Annotated in this window: 19 protein-coding genes; 13 read left to right on the forward strand and 6 right to left on the reverse strand. The window is 41.2% G+C overall.

What is annotated here, in order from left to right:
* The first annotated feature begins 8 nt into the window (after positions 1-8).
* The 11 genes from ABNE31_RS14610 (at position 9) to ABNE31_RS14660 (ending at position 10,947) form a co-directional block, all read left to right on the forward strand.
* On the forward strand, positions 9-335 hold the full coding sequence (locus tag ABNE31_RS14610) for a hypothetical protein (protein ID WP_349351656.1): 327 nt from the start codon (positions 9-11) through the stop codon (positions 333-335).
* The gene (locus tag ABNE31_RS14615; protein ID WP_349351657.1) at positions 262-1,620 is read left to right on the forward strand and encodes a type IV secretion system DNA-binding domain-containing protein; all 1,359 of its coding nucleotides are present in this window, start codon (positions 262-264) and stop codon (positions 1,618-1,620) included. The genes ABNE31_RS14610 and ABNE31_RS14615 overlap by 74 nt, the downstream gene beginning before the upstream one ends.
* Positions 1,621-1,805: 185 nt before the next feature.
* The gene (locus tag ABNE31_RS14620) at positions 1,806-2,480 is read left to right on the forward strand and encodes a recombinase family protein (RefSeq protein ID WP_349351658.1); all 675 of its coding nucleotides are present in this window, start codon (positions 1,806-1,808) and stop codon (positions 2,478-2,480) included.
* A gap of 482 nt (positions 2,481-2,962) precedes the next feature.
* Positions 2,963-4,300, forward strand: coding sequence for a hypothetical protein (locus ABNE31_RS14625; protein ID WP_349351659.1), 1,338 nt, complete (start codon positions 2,963-2,965; stop codon positions 4,298-4,300).
* Positions 4,301-4,463: 163 nt separating this feature from the next.
* The gene (locus ABNE31_RS14630; protein WP_349351660.1) at positions 4,464-6,356 is read left to right on the forward strand and encodes a S41 family peptidase; all 1,893 of its coding nucleotides are present in this window, start codon (positions 4,464-4,466) and stop codon (positions 6,354-6,356) included.
* A gap of 52 nt (positions 6,357-6,408) precedes the next feature.
* Positions 6,409-6,912 (forward strand): hypothetical protein, encoded by a 504-nt coding sequence (locus tag ABNE31_RS14635; protein ID WP_349351661.1) that lies wholly within the window; start codon positions 6,409-6,411, stop codon positions 6,910-6,912.
* A gap of 258 nt (positions 6,913-7,170) precedes the next feature.
* A complete protein-coding gene (locus tag ABNE31_RS14640; protein WP_349351662.1) occupies positions 7,171-7,323 on the forward strand; it encodes a hypothetical protein in 153 nt (50 codons plus the stop codon).
* Between the two features lie 120 nt (positions 7,324-7,443).
* Positions 7,444-8,970, forward strand: coding sequence for a dienelactone hydrolase family protein (locus tag ABNE31_RS14645; protein ID WP_349351663.1), 1,527 nt, complete (start codon positions 7,444-7,446; stop codon positions 8,968-8,970).
* Between the two features lie 64 nt (positions 8,971-9,034).
* Positions 9,035-9,532: a serine hydrolase gene (locus tag ABNE31_RS14650; protein WP_349351664.1), complete on the forward strand. Its 498-nt coding sequence runs from the start codon at positions 9,035-9,037 to the stop codon at positions 9,530-9,532.
* Positions 9,532-9,774, forward strand: a complete 243-nt coding sequence (locus ABNE31_RS14655) for a hypothetical protein (RefSeq protein WP_349351665.1) — start codon at positions 9,532-9,534, stop codon at positions 9,772-9,774. The genes ABNE31_RS14650 and ABNE31_RS14655 overlap by 1 nt, the downstream gene beginning before the upstream one ends.
* A gap of 699 nt (positions 9,775-10,473) precedes the next feature.
* A complete protein-coding gene (locus ABNE31_RS14660; protein WP_349351666.1) occupies positions 10,474-10,947 on the forward strand; it encodes a hypothetical protein in 474 nt (157 codons plus the stop codon).
* Between the two features lie 567 nt (positions 10,948-11,514).
* Here the strand turns inward: ABNE31_RS14660 and ABNE31_RS14665 are convergent.
* Positions 11,515-11,964 carry a hypothetical protein gene (locus tag ABNE31_RS14665; protein WP_349351667.1) on the reverse strand — a complete coding sequence of 150 codons (450 nt, stop codon included), beginning with the start codon at positions 11,962-11,964 and terminating at the stop codon, positions 11,515-11,517.
* 229 nt (positions 11,965-12,193) lie between these two features.
* On the opposite strand from ABNE31_RS14665, the gene ABNE31_RS14670 reads away from it, so the two are divergent.
* Complete coding sequence (locus ABNE31_RS14670) at positions 12,194-12,559, forward strand: cupin domain-containing protein (RefSeq protein WP_349351668.1); 366 nt, start codon at positions 12,194-12,196, stop codon at positions 12,557-12,559.
* 10 nt (positions 12,560-12,569) lie between these two features.
* Here ABNE31_RS14670 and ABNE31_RS14675 read toward each other — a convergent pair whose 3' ends face one another.
* A complete protein-coding gene (locus ABNE31_RS14675) occupies positions 12,570-12,893 on the reverse strand; it encodes a helix-turn-helix domain-containing protein (protein WP_349351669.1) in 324 nt (107 codons plus the stop codon).
* A gap of 138 nt (positions 12,894-13,031) precedes the next feature.
* Between ABNE31_RS14675 and ABNE31_RS14680 the strand changes: the two genes are divergently transcribed.
* The gene (locus ABNE31_RS14680) at positions 13,032-13,796 is read left to right on the forward strand and encodes an MBL fold metallo-hydrolase (protein ID WP_349351670.1); all 765 of its coding nucleotides are present in this window, start codon (positions 13,032-13,034) and stop codon (positions 13,794-13,796) included.
* 198 nt (positions 13,797-13,994) lie between these two features.
* Here the strand turns inward: ABNE31_RS14680 and ABNE31_RS14685 are convergent, their stop codons facing one another.
* The 4 genes from ABNE31_RS14685 to ABNE31_RS14700 are packed head-to-tail and all read right to left on the reverse strand — an operon-like array spanning position 13,995 to position 17,280.
* Positions 13,995-14,891: a DUF4138 domain-containing protein gene (locus ABNE31_RS14685; RefSeq protein WP_349351671.1), complete on the reverse strand. Its 897-nt coding sequence runs from the start codon at positions 14,889-14,891 to the stop codon at positions 13,995-13,997.
* Positions 14,888-15,805 (reverse strand): conjugative transposon protein TraM, encoded by a 918-nt coding sequence (traM, locus tag ABNE31_RS14690; RefSeq protein ID WP_349351672.1) that lies wholly within the window; start codon positions 15,803-15,805, stop codon positions 14,888-14,890. The genes ABNE31_RS14685 and traM overlap by 4 nt, the downstream gene beginning before the upstream one ends.
* A 4-nt stretch (positions 15,806-15,809) precedes the next feature.
* Entirely contained in the window at positions 15,810-16,427 is a 618-nt protein-coding gene (locus ABNE31_RS14695) for a conjugal transfer protein TraK (protein ID WP_349351673.1), read from the reverse strand.
* 28 nt (positions 16,428-16,455) lie between these two features.
* Complete coding sequence (locus ABNE31_RS14700) at positions 16,456-17,280, reverse strand: hypothetical protein (RefSeq protein ID WP_349351674.1); 825 nt, start codon at positions 17,278-17,280, stop codon at positions 16,456-16,458.
* Positions 17,281-17,291: the final 11 nt, after the last annotated feature.

The following is a 17,291-nucleotide window of genomic DNA, read 5'->3' on the forward strand; positions in this document are numbered from 1 at the left end:
CAGATGATATGGAATACTTGATAACTGTTGCTTCCTTTTTCACCGACCATTGGTGGTTACTATACCTTCCTTTGGGATTGGGCATGCTGCTGTTCCAGTATGTCCAACGATGGGGTGTTCTGATAGTACTGGGGTTGTTTCTATTGGAAGGGGCCTTAGTTGTTTATTTCTTGGGATGGGGAATTATAGTACCCTTACTATTGTATGCCTTGCTCCCTTCGCTGTTCCTAAATATACTTATCGGATTGATGTTTTATATACGTGAGGACGAAGCCACCATACCCCCGAAATACCGAGCGAGATTGCCACTGCGCAGCGGTTTCCCTGACCCTTAAAAACATTCGACGGGGGATTTCCATTATAGGTTCAGCGGGAAGTGGGAAAACCGAATCCGTGGTCTATGCCTTATTGCAGCATTTTCAGAAACATGGGTTCTGTGGGGTCATCCACGATTACAAACATTTTGAGATCACCGAGCTGGCCTATCCGTTGTTCAAAAACCTAGGCATTCCTTTTCATATCGTGTCCTTTGATACCATCCATAAACGGGTGAACCCCATAGCGCCCCGATACCTGCCCGATGAGGAAAGCGTGAATGAGGTCTCCCGTGTCCTACTGGAAAACCTCCTCGAACAACGGGAGTCCGTTGCCCAAGGTTCCTCCAAGTTCTTCAACGATGCCGTCGAAGGTTTGCTGGGCGGATTGATCTGGATGCTCCGAACCCATCATCCCAAACACTGTACCCTCCCCCACCTTATCGCAGTGTACCAAACCTTGGAGCCCGAACATCTCATCCAATGGCTGAGCCAAGACCTGGTGGCCAAGGCCATGGCCGACGCCTTTATCGCAGGAAGAGCCTCCGAACGACAGACCGCCGGCGTGCTCTCTACCCTGGCCAATGCCTTAAAAAAGATATCGACCCAACGAATATTCATGGCCCTATCCGCCGATGAAGTAAATCTGGATATCAATAACCCCAAAAACCCTGCTGTCCTATCCATAGTCAACCATCCCAAATTTGAAACGGCCTACTCCCCCATCATTGCCACCATTCTCCATACCGTTATCAAACAGATGAGCCTTCGGGGGCAACATTCGTCCTTCGTATTGATGGAAGAGGCCCCGACCATTCGCCTGCTCAACATGCACCGGATCCCGGCCACCCTTCGTAGCTACGATATCACCACAGTCTACGTGATGCAGGACAAGGCCCAGAACGATATGATGTACGGCGATAAGGCCAGTAGGGCCATCCTCTCCAACCTCTCCTATCAGTTTTTTGGGAAGGCTAATGACCCGGATACCGCCTACTATTATGAACGTTTTTTTGAACTGGTCAAAAAGCCCATACGAAGCGTGAGCAAGAAAGCGGATTTTATGGCGTCAGACACCCGGATCACCAACATTGAACGGGAAGTAGGCAAGGTGCGGTCCGAGGAGTTCTTTCGATTGCGACAAGGGGAATTCATCGCCTTTTCGGATGGGAAGGACAGAAAGATACGGTTTCCGGTGCCCAAGGTCGAGCGGAATTTGCCAAAGTCCACATATCCTTCAAACAGCCCTGAAATTGCCGCCAATTTTCAACGCATACATTTGGAGGTAAAGGGTTTGTTTCAATAGCAATAAACCCCAATAAGCTTTACTTCTTGTAAAAGTAAGCTTACGATAATCTTGAAACTATCTATGTTTTCTTAAGCCACCGTTTTATTGAACTTTCAGTGTGAAACGAATCCATTGATTATAAAGAGTTTACTTTTTCGGTACACTTAAATAGTTTACCTTATATACCCTTTTTTATCCCTAAGATGAAGTTCGGTTATGCAAGAGTGAGCACAAAATCACAGAAACACGATTTGCAGGTGGATGCCTTTTTGAAAGAAGGAATCAAACCCAAGAACATTTATGCCGATATTTCATCTGGAGCAAAAGCGGAAAGAAAGGGTCTTGATGAACTTTTATCCATTTTGCGTGAAGGTGATACTCTTGTGGTTTGGAAATTGGACAGAATTGCCAGAAGCCTATCACATCTGACCAAGCTCATCGAAGATTTTGAAAAGAAGGGAATCCACTTCAAAAGCATTCAGGAAAGTTTCATTGATACCACTTCCCCACACGGCAGGTTTATCTTCAACTTATTTGCATCGGTTGCCCAATTGGAAAGGGACATCATTATTGAACGCACACGGGCAGGAATGGAAAGCTCAAGAAGACGTGGATTGAAAATTGGTCGGAAACCTGGTCTTAGTAAACAAGCATTGAACAAGGCTATATTGGCGGAAAGATACTATAGGGACAACAAACTGAGCATTGAGGAGATCATGAAACTCATTGATGTTGGTTCTAAAAAGACCCTCTATAAATATTTGGCGTACCAAGGCAGAAGAAAGTGTGTTGAGTGTGGAATTTTGTTTTGGGACAAGAAACAGGCTTTGGGTAAAGCTTATTGCAAAAATCACAAGAAGAAAATCAAACCCGATTGACTGTTTTACTCCCCTTTCACCGAAAACCCGATTTTTGATTAATGGAAATTTCCTACATTTATGACGTACATAATAATAACTAACCAAAACAAGTCAATGAAAAAATATCATTTTAACCCTCTTCACACTCTTATTATCTATACTAATATTAGATAATCACATATCGATTAGCTGCAATTGGGAGTTATTGAAAAGTATTTTTCGCCTTAAGGAACAAGGGATAATGCAGTTGATTTCTTAAGATCTACATGTTAAACACAAACACTTTACTTAATATGGTCAAAAAGGCCTTTTTTTTATTTCTGGTTATAAGTTGTATCAATTGCTCAAAGGATAGCTCTGATAATGAAATCAATGGGCCAAACCAAAGCGAAGAAAGATCGCCGGAAATATCCATATCCGAATTTAATGATTTGATTGAAAAAAGAACGAAGCTTAGAGTATCCATCACTGGTGTTGAGAATCAATCAAATACTAAGGTTTTGATAAATGATGTCGAGCTGATTTCAACCAATGATAAGGATTTTGAATTTGAAATAAACCCGTTTGATTATCCCAATGGCAACACAAAACTAACAGTCAAGTCTGAGGCATCCGGCAAGGAAAGTGTAAAAAACGAGGAATTTGAAATAAAAAAGTTGCTCTTTCGATCCTTTGGAGGGCTTTCCAGTGCATCGACTGATTCATACCTGGCCATCAACTTGCAAAGTACAGGGGAATTGGTGGCCTTCAAGAAAATTGTAACGTATGAAGACCCTATTTTCTTTCACGCTGAGGACAATTTTATAGAGGAGAACATCATTGTTACCCAATATGTTTTGGGCACGAATTCAACCTTTCATACAGCAAGGATGTACGGCCATGTGGAACCAGGTACCGAATTGATGGATACTCCACAGGTAGCAAATGCTTTGGGTGTGGATTTAATCGCCACCAACAAAAGTTCCAATTTTGATATCACGGTGGAGGGCACCATCAATTCAGGCCTATTTAAATCGCTTGGCAGAAACTACAGCTTTGCCAATTCCGCTTTCCCTGTTCTTGGTGTCAACTATGATCCTGGGCTTAGCTCGGATATATTTTTGTACTACTTTGATCAAAGCAATGAAGAAATTCTTAACAATTATCGATACCTCTCTATCAAAGATTTTTTTGATCAGACCATACAGTTTGATGAAATGTCCAGCCCTGAGGTCGAGGATGTTCTTACAGTGGAGTTACCAATGGAAGTCGAAAGGGCTACTATCGGTCTTTTTGGTTTTGCCAACGAAGATGAATACCGTGAAGATATGTTCAGGTCTGTCTTTCTGAACGACATTGAAACGGCAATTTCGGGTTTTACAGCAAGTTATCCTGACTTACCCGAATACCCAATAATGGTAAAGAGCATAGGTTTGGAACTTTCCAATGGGAATACACTGCGATTTGAACAAAGGGGAACCCCCGACCTTACTATACCCAATCTCACGGTACAACAAAACGATACGGAAATAGCAATAACCGGGGAATATGATTTTTCAGAGCTCAACATGGAAATTTCTCATCCAGATCCTGGGAGCAACCAAGTTTTTCGGATGATTTATAGAAATGCATCCCAAAATACCATAGATATGCCTTTTGGGCAATTGGAAATTCCTGAGGAAATCGTTTCTTTTCTCAATCAAAGAGGCCTTGAGGTTGGCTCACTCAACGATTCTGGCCATTTGGAGCTTCATATCTATGATTACGAGAATAATGTGTTTCCCAACGACGTATTTCACTTTACATTGAGAAGAGAATATGGTGACATGGTACAGTGGACCATGCCTATTAATAACTAATTTTACATAGCCATATCTAAGTTCAAATAAACGATTGATAAATCATTGTGAACGAAAATTCTTATATTAGAAAATTCCCCCGAATGTTCAACGTGAAACCTAATCTGGCATCCCTAAAATGAAAGCTAAAAAACTCCTTGATTTTTTTTTAGTTATAATGACTATGTCCTTTTTAACCTCTTGTTCCCAAAAGGGAACGATTGATCATCCAAAGGACATTTTTGAAGAAATGAGTTCTGGTGACGATTTGATGTCTTTTTTGGTGGAGATGGATGAAAGGGATATTGTCAAAGTTATTGAAAGTCTTGAAACCAAACTTAAAAGCATTGGATTCCAACACAATGAAAACCATCCTTTGGTCATAGGCAATGATACTCTGGTAAGACCTCAAGGAGCATTTATGTGGGTCAATTCCAGAAATGGAGTCTCCCTTTTCTTGTATGAACTCAAGAACAAGGACGAAGCAAATTCCCAATGGCCAGAATTCAGGGAACACATTGACCGGTACACTGGAATGAATCATGGAAAATTGGGTACCTTCTATTTGAAATTGGAACCTGAACATCCCACAAGTTTAAATGCCACCTTCCTATCCAATAAAAAAATAGTTCAGCTACGAAAGCCCTTGACTTTTGTCTCGTCAGGCACTTTTGAATTTAGTGAAGAACAACTAAAGGAAGTCAACTCCGCCAATAAAGATATGGTCAAAGTATTGGACTACTTGGTAGATGTTTTTGTTTCTGAAAAGAACCAGATTTATAGACCATTGAATGGTAAGTCCTTGACCGAAGATGAACGATTGTTCGGTTTCATCAATTTTTGGACAGAAGTAAAATACAATTTCGCCTTTTTTGATCAAGTGCCCAATCTTAATTGGGAGCAAGTATTGATCGACTATCTTCCCAAGGTTCGGAATGCCTCTTCTAATTTGGAATATTACCGGATTCTCCAAGAAGTTTGTGCTTTGCTCAATGATGGGCATACGAACATCTTTATTCCAAGTGAACTAGAATCGGAGTTTGGGTTCCCTGCTGTAACGATTTCTCCCATTGACGATGCTCTATTTATCACTAACACCGACATACAATTTGAGAAAAAAATTCCATTGGGGTCAAAACTGATAAAAGTAGACGGACTTACTGTTGAAAAATTTATTGAAAAGCAAATCAGGCCATACATCAGTTCTTCCACTGAACATATCCGCCGAAACATCGAAGCCCATGAAGTTCTGAAGGGCATGCGAACAGATTCCGTTAGAATAGAAATACTTACTCCAGAAAATCAATTGAGGCAGCTTTCACTTAGTCGCAATCCTTCCGATACAGAATGGATCATTAAAAATGAGCCCTGGGAACTTTCTTCTTTTAGAAAGATTGGTGATATAGCATATGTTTCTCTCAACTCTTTTGGCAACAGCCAAATTGTAGAAGAGTTTGAAGGCTACCTTGATAGTATTCAGTCTTCAAGAGCATTGATCATAGACCTTAGAAAAAATGGAGGTGGGAGCTCTTGGAATGGTTACAATATTTTAAAACACCTAACAGACCGGCCCATCATCACTTCTAAATGGAAAACCAGGGAGCACAAACCTGCCTACAAGGCCTGGGGCGCCTTTATTGATGGAGATTCGGACAACTTGGGTTCATGGGACCGAGAAGTTTTGGCTTCCTATAATGATGATTATTGGTTTGAAAGCGGACCCGATACCATTGCCCCCAGCAACAACCAGGTAATCAAATTGCCTACCGTAGTGCTCATTGGAAATAATACTGGGTCGGCAGCAGAGGATTTTCTAGTTGCTGCCGACCCGATTGACCATTTCACGACCATGGGAGATTTCACCTATGGAAGTACGGGACAACCTATGATACTACGATTGCCTGGCGGTGGAAAAGCCCGTATCTGTACCAAAAGAGACACTTATCCAGATGGGCGTGAGTTTGTTGGTTACGGAATCCAACCTGATATCTTGGCTCCAAAAACAATTGAGGATATTTTGACTGGGGAAGATTCAGTGTTGAATATGGCAATTAAAAGACTTACAGAAAGTAATTGAATGTACATTCACAGTTCAAATAAACGATAACCACCAGGCAATTGAATATGTTATGAGATTAATCCCTTCCGTAGACATTGAACTATTAACTTCATTTTCAAAGGAAGAAGTTGAAAGTATCCTAATGAATAATATCGGATCAAAAAGAGGAATAGAACTCAGATTTTCAAAAACAAAGATTGAAAAGCCATTTGAAGGATATTTTGCAAATGGACAATTTGAGATACAAAGGGCCATCAACTATAAAAATTCATTTCTTCCACAAATTAAAGGAACCGTGAGTGAAAGTATGAGCGGAACAATAGTTAGGGCCAAGTTTCAACTGCATGGCTTCGTGATAGCCTTTATGGTTGTTTGGCTAGGTGGGGTTTCGTTGGCTTTGTTAGGTTCTATTTATGCAATAATATCACATGAGGCAAATCCTGCCGTGGCAATAATCCCGCTAATAATGCTCGCTTTTGGAATTGCATTGGTTTATTTTGGCTTTAATTCCGAGAAAGAAAAATCCATCAATGAATTAAAGAGAATATTGAAAGCACATATTAAAAAATTTTAAAGTTCAATAAAACGATAACTTGCGACTGAAAGTGTATAAACAAAAATAATTTCAAACCGAAGATATCAGTTCTTAACTATATGAATACGGATAAGCAAATAGAGATTTACCAAGCTAATGATGGTTCCACTCAAATAAACGTTCAATTTGAGCAAGGTACCGTTTGGTTGACACAGGCGCAAATGGGTTAACTATTTAAAAAAAACAAACGTACAATTTCGGAGCAAATAAGAAACATTTTTAAAGAAGGTGAACTGGATGAAAAAATGGTTGTCCGGAAATCCCGGACAACCACTCAGCATGGACTTGGTGTATAACCCTTCCGAGGGCAGGGTAAGTGATACGGGTGACCTTGCCTATTACCATTGTACAGCCCTAGGAAATGGATTCATTAAATATTTAGTAGATTAAGAGGACCTGAGGCAACCAAAAGAACAGATAAGTATAACCCTTATTTACGCAATTAAGTGCAAACTAAAGAATAACGTTAAAAGCATACCAATCATAGGCGGTTAGCACAAATTGAACATCATGAGATTGACAATTCTTCAGATTTTAATATTTTTCTCAGGTAACCTAATTGCCGCACAAACTTCGCTCAAGGAAATTAACCTTGAAAATGGAGCATACAAGGTTGGATTTCGACACTATACAGCCACTGACAGCACACGAACTTATAGCAGAATCTTTGACTATACCAACAATAAGTTCCCAAGACCAATTCCCGTAAGCATATGGTATCCTTCTGAACAGGAAATGGTTAACAGAGAGCCACTGACAGTTTTAGATTACTTTGAAGTTCTAAAAGAAGAAGAGGAGTGGGAACACCTGCCCAATGATCAAATACTTAATTGGTTCTATTATGCCAATACCCCCGCCAACCAAAAACACCTTTTGGAAACCACGACAGCATACGGTGGTGCGAGATCTGCAAAGGGAAAATTTCCGGTAATCATTTATGCACCCAGTTTCCAAGCTTCCTCCATTGAAAACTTTGCGCTTTGCGAATACTTGGCAAGCCATGGTTTTGTGGTGATATCCAGTCCAAGCAGGGGAACTGAAACCCGTTGGTTCAGTAATAACAATGCTAAAGAAATGGAGACCCAAGCCAGAGATGTGGAGTATTTGATCAAGGAGATAAGTAAGTATCCTGTTGCGGATGATGATATTGCTATTATGGGTTTTAGCTTTGGCGGCCTGTCCAATATCCTGGTGCAGACACGTAATGACAAGGTAAAGGCCGTTGTCAGTTTGGACGGTACTGAAAGATACCAGTATGGACTACTTACCCAGTCACCGTTTTTCGATGCCTTTAAAATGGATGTCCCCTATATGCACATGGCTCAAAAGGACATTCCTGAAATTGTCCTGAAAGAAGACAAGATTGACGCTGCGCTGAACACCGAATTCAAATTGTACGATAGCATAACAAAAAGCAAAGTGTATCGGTTAAAGTTCCACAACCTGAGCCATACCCATTTTAGTACGCTGGGCGTTCTTTTTGCCGAGAGGGACAAGAGGCAGGATAAAAGCGATCCAGAAATAATGGAATCTTACAAATGGGTCGCTAGGTACACACTGCAATTCTTGGAAGCTACTTTAAAAGGGGATAAGAATGCCTTACAGTACATCGATAACGATCCGCAGTACAATGGAGCTGCGGATGGCTTGATAACGCTACAAATCAAGCGGCCAGAAAAAGAGGCGTACACCTTTCAGGATTTCCATGAGCTGGCCTCAAAAAAGAATTACAAAAACTTGGTTCAACTCCACGACTCTATCCTAAAAAACCATCCTTCGTTCAAAATTCCCGAAGGCAATTTGAACACGCTCGGCCTACAACTTGTTTTCAATCCAAAAACATCCGATCAAGGCATAAAGGTTTTTCTTTTGGGGACAAAACTCTATCCCAATTCCGCCAATCTTTATGATAGTTTGGCTGAGGGCTATCTATTTATGGGAAATGACAAAAAGGCAATTGAAAGCTTTGAAAGGTCTTTGGAGTTGAATCCACAAAATCAGAATGCCATCAACCGATTGGAGCAGTTAAAGAAATAAAGCTAATTGATTGAAGGGCAAATAACTTATTGGAAAACACGACTGCCTAAAATCACCACACAGATTGCCAAAATTCATAATAACTGATTTCTTAATTCTTGTTTTAACTCAATTGTTTAATACTGCGTATATTGGAAGTATGATTGAATATGGCATAAGTGTAAAAAATGATGATTCGAGGCGTCTTATCCTGACCATTATATCACTATTTCTTTCAATCAACATGTTTTTTGCGCAGAATGAAGAGGAAAAACTTGCTGATATCATCGATTATCTTAGAGAGTTATCCTATCCTGAGTTTTCTGGCGTGGTCTTACTTGCAAAGGGGGATAACGTTCTATTTAAAAAGGCTTATGGGTATTCAAGTATAGAGTATGAAGAAAAAAATACTGTCAATACATTATTCAATATTGCCTCAATAACAAAAACAATGACAGCCGTGGCGGCCCTTCAATTGGTCGATAAAGGTCTATTGGATTTAGATACTCCAGTAGGTGAGTATTTACCAGATTATCCTAACTATTTCGATTTTTGTAATTTCATTTTAAATATGACTCTTTGATGAATAGGTCAGCTTCAAAATCCACAAAAAAAGAACTGGTAATTTGGATAGAATCCCTCAACGATGATTCAATTATTGCGCTATTACATTCTATAAAACTTTCCAGTGAAGGAAAGTCTGGTGACTGGTGGGATGAAATTACAGAAAGTGATCGGGTAAACATTCTCTCTGGCATAAGAGACCTTGAACAAGGACAGACAATGAACTCAAAAGAGTTTTGGAAGGAGATTGCCAATGGGTAATATTTGTGAAGTCACCTGGACAAAAAAGTCCGTTTCCAACGCATTGGAAATCAAATCACACCTTAATCGCAAGTTCGGCAAAAAGGATGACCCAGTCTGGTTTGAGAAACTTTTAAAGCAATTTGAGAAAACCGTGTTTCATTTCCCAACGCTTTATCCAAAATCACATAAACTTAAATCCTTACGACGCGCTGTAATACACAAAAACATTACCATCTATTATCTGGTCGAAAAAGAAAGGATTACAGTCATTTCGATGAAGGATAATTGATAACTTTAAACAAGTGGGCAAAAAAACTAATGTGATAATAGACGAAAACATATTGAAAACATATCACTGGAAAATAATACTATACTTGCTGGTTCTTTTATGGATATGCCTATCCATTTTAAGCTGCAGCAAGGATGAGTGCCGTGAAGAGAAAAAAGAAAATTGTGCAGTAACTTTTGAAATCAACCCCGTTTGTGGGTGCAATGGTGTTACTTACGAAAACCCATCAACAGCCGAGTGTAATGGCATCAAGGACTATACAATGGGCTCATGCAACTAGGTTTTTTGACCGTATAGTAAGCGAAGCGAAGTCTTTTTTTTAAATAGCTGTGTGCCAAGTAATTTGTATGGATTGCCTTAGTTAGCCTATTTTTACTTGAATTAGTTTTGATTCATTGAATCGAGCACGAACCCAATCCAAATGATCAATGAAAAAAATTGTGCCTTTGATTATAATGGCTTTTATGTTGTCTAATTGCTCCGAAAATGATGGCGGTATAGACTGCGCGCTTTTTGATCCTGGCTTCCCTTCGTTGTATGTCAGACTGATCGATCAAAATGGAGATAATCTAATTGGGAACGGAACCATTGACCCGAACGAAATAATACTCCTAAAAGGATTGGGCTACAGATACAATCCGCCCAATGAATTTGCAGTTCAAGATTCCGATATCAGGAAGTTCGACAATACAATCAAGCTGTATATCCCGAATGAGTCTACTTTTCAATATATCATTAAACTGAACGAAACTGATGTTGTTACCTTGGATATTTCTGCTCAACGAAAAAATATCCCCTGCGATCTTTTTTATTATATTCCAACAGGGATATTGCAGAATAACAAAGAACTCCAAATAGAGGAAGTTTTCACCTTGGAATTTATAGCAGAAATTACAATTTAAAAATCATGTACATGGAACAATCGGTCCATTTAAATTGCGACTCGTTTGTGGTGGCGATGTTAGAAACACCCCAAAATATATTCAGAGATGGTAAAAAAGCGAACTGAGCACATAATTCATGCAGATGAAGTCGAAATAGGTCCACTCCAATTGCAATTGATGCTCGGGTCCTCGTACAAAAAAGCGATTGAACTATGCGTAAACAGCATTTTTTGTAACTGTGGGTCAAAAGACAAACGTCTGGTTAATTACAAAAGCTATATCAACGACTTAAACGATGTCATTCTAAAGGGCTGGTGTAGTTCTTGTAATACCATCGCAGCAAGATATATAGAAACTGGTGAACGTGAAGGTATTGAAGCCATTGCGGATAGAATAAGACATACCAATCAAAAATAACCTTATATACTTGACCAGTAAAACGGTTTGAAGATGAACATCTTACTCGTGAATCTCATTTTTATGATACCTAAAAAAGAAGATGTCTTTTTGTTGATTAGAGCCCCTAAAAATAGTAAAGGAAGGTGAAATTAACCTTATGTGTTGGTGCTGAAAAACTTCTGTAAACTACCTGCTCAATCTTATAGCCTTGAACTTCATGACTTTTGATGTTTCATATCCTATGTTTAATATATTCCCATCTATTGCATAATTCATTATAAATGCTTCCCGACTCGAGTCATAGGTCGAAGCGATGGTCTGATAAAAACGCATCCCCCACTCACTTTCGGCTACTTCGGTTCCATTCAGCGAAAGAAATGTCAAACTACCTGTACCCGAAGCATACTCCCCGAAAAAAGTGTTCCGTGCCGTTGAACCATCAAATTCATCTTCCTTAAACGTGATTCGGATAACATCTCCCCTGTTAGGGGTATTTATATTTTCTCCCGTACTTTCATTGAAGTACGAAACCAACTCCCAAGAACCTATTAGCGTTACATTGGTCACCACATCATCATCACTGCATCCTAAACAGAAAAAAAGCATCAGAAGAATAGCTAAATACCTGACTGACATAACAATAAATTTATAGTAATATACAATTTTAACATAGACATCCCTTCGTTAAATCATCACAATTTTTAATTCCTTATGTTTGAGTGGCCTGAATTTTATTTCTAAACCATTTGGAATAACGATCAAACAATATTTTGAGGAATCGGTAAAGTGCAGTATGTTTTATTAAATCAAATGATAAAATTGGCCGTAACCAATCATCGAAACCAACCTTGATATAGGAATGACCATGAAAAAAAAACGTGCAAACTCGGAACACTACATTTGGGGAGAAAATTGCCATGGTTGGCATCTATTGAAAAATGACCGATTGAGTATCATAGAAGAGTCCATGCCTCCCAATACTTCTGAGGTGAAGCATTACCATAACAAAGCTCAGCAATTCTTTTATATTCTAAGGGGTAGTGCAGTTTTTGAGTTGGACAATACAACTCTGCATATTGGCGAACGGGAAGGGATACATATCGGAAGCCAAGTTATCCACCAAATTCGAAACGAGGGCAGCACAAATTTGGAATTTATTGTAATCTCAGAGCCCACATCTAAAGGTAATCGGGTAATCATAGAACAGACCAAAACCAAACAACAATCCTAAGCAAAAAAGGTCAGTTATTCCCGAACTTCTCCAACGCGGCGAGGATAGGCCCCAAAGACTTACCCTTTTCCGTGAGGGCATAATTCACCTCGGGTGGAAAGCCGTTTGTTTCACGTCTTTTGATGATGCCCTTGGACTCCATTTGCCGTAAATGGTCTGCAAGTACTTTTTTAGAAACTCTAGGCATCGATCGCCAGAGGTCGTTGAACCTGAATTCCCCATAGTGGAACAAATAATGCAAGATCATGGGTTTCCATTTTCCCGAAAGCATGGTCAATGCCTTCTTTAATCCACAATTCTCAAAATCCTTGTAGTCCATCGCTGGTTTATCCATAAAACAAAGTTACCTAAAAGTAACCTTCTTGCTCATTTATAAAGACTCAGCTAGGTTTACCAAAATAAAGATGACGTCCCTTAGATACTAATGGAGCTGAGGCGGACTTTAATGAATAAAATGATTAAACCCTATCCTATGCACATACAGTTATGGCGCAATGCCACCATCCAGATTGCAGTCGGAAAAACCAACATACTGATCGACCCCATGCTGGGAGAAAAAGGAGCGGTCGGTCCTTTTCCCTTTACCAATGATCAACGTGAAAATCCATTGGTCCCCTTGCCCTTCTCTGAAGAGAAACTTAGAAAAAAACTGAAATGCATTGATGCCGTCTTTGTTTCGCATCTGCATCCGGACCACTGGGATGAGGCAGCCATTCGTTTAATCGAGAAGACAACCACAATCATATGCCCTGAACCTTTGGCAAAAACCATAGCTTCTTATGGCTTTCAAAAGATTATTACGCTCAATGATCAAATGGTCCTGGATGATATCCAACTCCACCTGACCAACGGACAGCATGGTACTGGTGACATAGGGAAACATATGGGCCAAGTGAATGGAATCATACTTGAGCACCATAATCTTAAACTCTATATCGCAGGGGATACCATATGGTGCCCTGAGGTTAAGAAAGCTATAACCGAACACCGCCCCCAACACATCATTGTGGCAGGGGGTGCGGCTACCTTCGCCATAGGAGACCCCGTTACCATGACCGGAAAAGATATCAAGGCTCTTTGTGAACATGCTTCTAAGGCATCCATTTGGATAACCCATATGGAGGCGGTAAGTCCATGCAGGGAGAATAGGGCCATGCTTACCGAATATCTAAAGTACCATGGGCTTTTGAATCAGTGCAAGGTATTGGCCGATGGGGAGAAAGTAGCGCTAAATTAAACAGAGTTTCTACTTGAAAAAGTCTCAGTGAAAAGGCCATACCTTTTTCAACCTGGCCCCTCCTAGGGTTGTAGACCTATTTTATCGGAAACAACCCTATCACATAAGGCGCTAACTTAAGCAGTACGGGAGTTTAATAATGTAAAAAATCGAATCACAACCCCCAAAAAGTGCTTTGGAAAACCCATATCCAAGGGTTTAATGACGAGTAAAAACCTTCGGTTCAAATATCCTATTTGGTCCCTTGCTTTGCCATTTAATATTAGAGCCCTTAGCACGCCCATGGTACCTTTTACCCTTTAGCAGCAGTTTGCGACTGCCACTTTTTTCCTGTAGCTCTATCATTAGACGCTCCCTACCAATCAAAGTAAACTTGGGTACCACATATACAAAACGCTCCACATGGCCTACCTTGACGATGGAAGGCTTTTTATAACCGTAAAGTGGTTCCAGGGAAAGTTTCTGATAGGAGGATTTCTTTCTTGGATTCCCATGCACCTTAAACAGCTGGACAAAATCCACCTCAAAATCGATATCGGACTTATTTTCTATCTCAAGGACGATATAGGTTTCCCTGCCAAAATAGGCCACATCACGAAGTCGAAGAACCATGCCATCTTTACGTTTGGCCTTGAACACGGTGGTATTTCGTTCCATAAAATAGCGGCTGGCCTTGCTATACTGAAGACTGTCCGCTAGTGTAACTGTTTGGAATCTTCTTCTTTTCTTTTGGGCCATTTCATCCTTACGCTTTTCGGGCAGGACATTGCCAATAGCCTCGCTCTTATTGACAAACCGATGTTTTTCCTCCAATGGTTTACGATATACCAGATAATAGGAATAGGCCAGCCCATCCTCGGTCACCACTAGCAGATTGCTGTCATCACCCTGATTACCTTGCAAAAGCCCTACCCTTTCTGGAGTTTCTTGATTATATCCCAGCGTATAATTGGAATGCCCGGTGACAGCTCGTGATATCGGCTTTGGGAATATCAGGGGCAACACATGGGTATCGTTGACATATAAAGTGTCCGTTTGGCCATAGAGCGTAGCAAGTGAGAAAAAAAGTATCGGTAAATATGGATATATTTTCATAGGGTTTGATTTTCTGATTTGAGTATGAGTTGATAGCCATCATGAACGGTCACCCGCACGGTACGATTGGAGCGTCGGAACACCTGTTTGATGCCTCCCAATTGAGGCATACCAGGAAGGCTGATATCCTGAACGGCATCGTCCAGCACCTCTCGTGTTGCTTCTTCGCGATAACTGTTCTCCACATAGATGCCCTCTCCCCCGTCCATGGTATCGTAGGCCTTTAAACGGACAGGATGCTGGCCAATATGGTCAATGGACAGAAAGACCCTATTGGCCCGAAACGAAACAAATCCATAGAGCAGGGTGTTTCGTGTAAAATATCTGCCATTGATATCCATGTCCTCATTAAGCCGCAGTTCCAGACGGTTTTTGGCCCGTACCCGTTGCTCACCGTTAACTATGGCCCTAATAGCAACGGGAGGATGTACACTATCTTTTTGTATTGGTCTGGAGCCAAAAAAAGCGGTATGGGCCTTGGAAAAGTCGATGGGTTTTGGTTCTGGCTTTGGGTCGGAGTTTTCCGTTTGGATATCCACTATTGGTTGGGTCCTTGATTTTGGCTTACGGTAAGTGCCCGCCCCATAATCAATACGCCCCTCCCTATAGATGCTGTCCACGATACGCTGGCGCTGTTTCTCCTGTAATTCCGGGTCATATGCCCCGGTGGAATCGATATACTCTTCCCCGTACAGACTGGGCTTTGTCCGTTCGCGTTCGTCCTTGATGGCGTCAACGGCCTCTAGCTTTGAGCTGAACTCTTCTGGTTCCTCTACCAGTTCCGGCACCTTTGTTTGTCTTATCTCGTCATCTTTTGAAGGTTCCTCCAGCTGCAATGCATAGAGCATAATAAACCCACAAATGCTAACAAGCAGACCTATAAACAACAATTTGTTTCTATCCAGTTTCATCATGACATTAATTGTTTTCTGGTTCAAGTTGACGGAGGGAATCTTCAAAAAAGTCGGTAATCAACAATCCATGCGGATTGTTTGGAAAATTACGTTCCACTACAATGAGTTCGCCTGAGGTAACCAATTGGTAGCGGTCCATGACCGCTCCCCGATGGACCTCAAATATGGTCCTCGCCCTAAAACGATAAGGCTCCTTGTCCAAGTCCAGTTCAATGTCCACCTGTACAACCTGTTGCCGCAACGAAAACTGTAACAGTCGGTTGTAGACCCCATCCGATTTTTTTTGACGGTAAATGGCATCCACCGAAGCATCCCCTAGCCACAAGGCCTTATCCAAATGGTCGTGGTAATTGCTATCATCAATACCATAAAAAAGCCGGTGGAACAGATCAATATGGGCCAAAGCCTCCACCTCCCGTTTCTTTTCTTGGCCTACCAGTTCCAATGGCACTATCGTGCCATCGGCACCTATGGCAAAGGCAGCGTTCAATAATTTCTCCTGATAGTGGTACAGCAGTCCCATCGAAAGGCCGCTTGTTAATAGACAGAGAACGACCACCGCCAGAACAATAAAACGGTTCAAACGAAGGACATCAGTGATGTTTTTATATACTTTTTTCATAACGGTTTGTTTTCAAAGTGAATATGGTTTAAGCCCCCCCTGCAAAAAGCCGAAACGTAAAAGTCGTCGCCCGCTTATAGAGCTTGAACTTCAGCAGTACGATAAACCCTATCCCCGCAAGCTCGATCAAGGGGGCGAACAGCTCGCTGCCAAAGTCCGTTCCAAAGAGATTGGGCCAAAAATTATCCGTGATTTCTTGATAGAGGGCATTGACAAAGACATTGACCAAAAAGAAGGCCGGGACGATCATATATACCGCTGCATACAAGCGGAAGAAGCGATAGCCTATTTCCCTGAACCTTTCGAAGACCGCCATGCTAATGACCAAAGGGAAAAATCCCTGCATTACCCCAAGGATAAAATAGCGTTCGGCCAAAAAAAGCGGATAGATGAACAAATCCAGTACCCAAAGCACCAGACTCCCCGCCCAGGCCAAGGTCCTTAGCCCCATAAACGGGGTGGCCAGCCATTCGTACAATAGGCCCATGGCCTTGGTGGCTGCATCCAACAGACCTGCTTCTTCCTCAACTTCTACTTCCTGAAGTCCTAGTGGCAATAGTTCGGGTGCCGTATCCCTATATTGGCTCTCAATGGCCACCAAAATGGTGTCAAAGGCGCCCAGCACCTCTGTTGAGAACAATACGACCAATACCACCGCAAAATTCCGTATCAGATCACTGGGCGTAAGTCCCCAAGTGAGTCCTGTTTGTGTTGCGCCGCCCTCATAATACTTTTTGATGATATTGACCAAAAAGAATAGTATGGCCAAGGCCTTCATCCCACCAATCGTATAGGTGGCAAAACTGCTGTCCTTGATGGTCTGAAAGACCGCATCCACATATTCAAGTCCCATATCGTTCTAGT

Origin of the sequence: Flagellimonas sp. MMG031, from assembly GCF_040112705.1 — a bacterium.
Taxonomy (GTDB): Bacteria; Bacteroidota; Bacteroidia; order Flavobacteriales; family Flavobacteriaceae; genus Flagellimonas.